Annotated in this window: 3 protein-coding genes; 2 read left to right on the forward strand and 1 reads right to left on the reverse strand. The window is 58.9% G+C overall.

Features of this window, described 5'->3' with window-relative positions:
- Positions 1-119: 119 nt before the first annotated feature.
- Complete coding sequence (locus QMX98_RS33795; protein WP_010458594.1) at positions 120-794, reverse strand: hypothetical protein; 675 nt, start codon at positions 792-794, stop codon at positions 120-122.
- A gap of 356 nt (positions 795-1,150) precedes the next feature.
- On the opposite strand from QMX98_RS33795, the gene QMX98_RS33800 reads away from it, so the two are divergent.
- Together QMX98_RS33800 and QMX98_RS33805 are read left to right on the forward strand one after the other, a co-directional pair.
- Positions 1,151-1,849, forward strand: coding sequence for a glutathione binding-like protein (locus tag QMX98_RS33800; protein ID WP_200668078.1), 699 nt, complete (start codon positions 1,151-1,153; stop codon positions 1,847-1,849).
- A gap of 33 nt (positions 1,850-1,882) precedes the next feature.
- Positions 1,883-2,725, forward strand: a complete 843-nt coding sequence (locus QMX98_RS33805) for a PhzF family phenazine biosynthesis protein (RefSeq protein ID WP_282412051.1) — start codon at positions 1,883-1,885, stop codon at positions 2,723-2,725.
- The last annotated feature ends 83 nt before the right edge of the window (positions 2,726-2,808 follow it).

A 2,808-nucleotide genomic window follows, 5' to 3' on the forward strand; every position in this document is an offset into this window, starting at 1 on the left:
CAGGGCTCGCTCCTACACTGGATCTGTGTCGCGCCGGAGATCCAGTGTGGGAGCGAGCCTGCTCGCGATAGGGCCCAGACAGGCGCTATAAACTTTAATGCCTGGAGGGTATCGACTGCTTACGTCGGACACGTCTCCCGCCCATTATCGAGCCCTTGCTTGTAGCTATGGCTCTGCAGGCTCGCCTTGCCGTTATGCCAGGTCAGCGTGAGCACAAACAGCGAGTCGTAGTCGCTGGATTCCCAGTCTTCGGTGATCTTCTGTTTCTTTCCGACTGCATCTCCCGCGACCTTGTTGATCAGCTCGGGCAGGTAACCGTGGGACCAGGCGGTGTAGATGACCGAGTTGTGGTACTTGTCGTGGAGCAATTCATCGGCCAGGTCGCTGGTGTCGTTGGCTGAAAAGTTGATGTTCACCGGCAAGCCGAGCTTGATCGCGCTGGGGCTGATGGTCATCAGGGGGCGAATGTAGCTGTAGGAATTGTCCAGTTCGCCTTCCTCGACATTACGTGTCGGGTTGGCGGCAAAGACGTAATTGGCCTTGCCGAATTTTTCCGGCAGCAAGGTGGCCAGGTCGATGGCACGGTTCAGGCCCTGGCAGTTGAGCTGGCCCAGACCACCTTCGGGTTTTTCCGCGTGACGCAGGAATACCAGGGTCTGGGTGCCGTCTGCCGGTTGGGCGCGGCTTTCACTGGACTCCAGCGACAAAAACAACGCGCTCATCGCCAGCAGGGAGGGCAGGACGACATACGCGCGTTGCTTGAAGCGATCGGCAAATTTGAAAAGGTTCATCATTTAATAGGTGATCTTCAGCGCATTCGGTTAAGGCTGACAAACCTTTACACCACGAGCTCCCAGCATCGGGTGTTTTCCATGTCATTGGGCCGGTCCGTTTCCGAAAGGGCAGTTCTCAGAGTCCTCTGAAGCCCATTTGGTTCGATTCCGGCGAGTGCGCCGCAATGTACCGGTAACCTTGCATGGGTTGGAGCAGAGGTTATCGACAGGATGTTGCGGATTTATGGACACGGTACAGGTAGCGGCGCAGAACGATGACTGCAATGTTTTGATCTTCTTCATCAACAAGATTGATACGCAAAAAACCAGTCTCCTCCATTATGATCAGCGCTTACTGTTCACTGTGGATGCTCCCCATGACCGATCTGTCCGCGTTCCCGATTACCCAAAAATGGCCGGCCCAATACCCGGACTGGATTCAGCTGTACTCCTTGCCGACCCCCAATGGCGTCAAGGTGTCGATCATGCTCGAAGAGATCGGTCTGCCCTACGAACCCCATCGCGTGGGCTTCGACAGCAACGATCAGATGTCCCCCGAATTTCTGTCGCTGAACCCCAACAACAAGATCCCGGCGATCCTCGATCCCCACGGCCCTGATGACAAACCCCTGCCGCTGTTCGAGTCCGGGGCGATCCTGATTTACCTTGCCGACAAGAGCGGCCAGTTACTGGCGCAGGAGTCGGCGGCGCGTTACGAGACGATCCAGTGGCTGATGTTCCAGATGGGTGGCATCGGGCCGATGTTTGGCCAGCTCGGGTTCTTCAATAAGTTCGCCGGCAAGGACTACGAGGACAAACGTCCCCGTGACCGCTACGTCGACGAAAGCAAACGCCTGCTGAAAGTACTGGACAGCCGTCTGCAAGGGCGCGACTGGATCATGGGCGAACGCTACACCATTGCCGACATCGCGACCTTTCCGTGGGTGCGCAACCTGATCGGCTTCTATGAAGCTGGCGATCTGGTGGGCATCAAGGATTTCCCCAACGTCACTCGCGTGCTGGAGCGATTCCTGGCGCGGCCGGCGGTGATACGCGGGCTGGAAATTCCCAAGTAAATCTCTTCGACTCTCTCAAGACCAAGGCAGGCAATGAGCTCATTCGATTTCAAACAAGTAGATGTCTTCAGCCAGGTTGCACTCAAGGGCAATCCGTTGGCAGTCGTGTTCGACGCAGACAGGCTCAGCGATGAACGCATGGCGGCGTTCGCAAGCTGGACCAACCTCAGCGAAACCACATTCATCCTCGAACCGCGCGACCCTCGCGCCGACTATCGGGTACGGATCTTCACCACCCTCACCGAGTTGCCGTTCGCCGGTCACCCGACCTTGGGCACTTGCCATGCATGGCTTGAGGCCGGGGGCGTGCCCAAGGGTGAGGAGATCATTCAGGAGTGCGGCGTCGGTCTGGTGCGGGTCCGCAGGCAAGGCGCGGAGCTGGCCTTTCTCGCGCCGCCACTGATCAAGACAGGGCCGGTGGACGCTGACGTCGTCGAGCGTGTGCGCCGAGGGCTGCGACTGGAGCCGGGGGTGATTGTCCGGGCTCAATGGGTCGATAACGGTGCCGGCTGGTTGGCGGTGATGGTCGAGGACCGCCGACAGGTGCTGGATTTGCAGCCGGATCATTCACAGATGCTGGGCCTGGCCGTCGGCGTGATAGCGCCATGGCACCCTGAGCGCGATGGCGATGTTGCGCAGTTTGAAGTGCGCGCTTTCATCTCCGGCGATGGCATGCCGGAAGACCCGGCTACCGGCAGCTTGAACGCCGGGATTGCGCAGTGGTTGCTTGCCGAAGGCTTGGCGCCGGCGTCCTACGTGGTCAGCCAGGGCCTGACCATGGGCCGCGCCGGGCGCATTCAGGTGGAGCAGGTGGGTGATGAGATCTGGATTGGTGGTTCGGTGGTGACCTGCATCAGCGGTGTGTTGGAAATCTAAAACTTGTGGGCGCGGGCTTGCTCGCGAAGGCGGTGCGTCAGATACATCTTTGTTGGATGTGCCGCCGTCATCGCGAGCAAGCC

This window comes from Pseudomonas sp. PS02303 (genome assembly GCF_029959925.1).
Lineage (GTDB): Bacteria > Pseudomonadota > Gammaproteobacteria > Pseudomonadales > Pseudomonadaceae > Aquipseudomonas > Aquipseudomonas mandelii.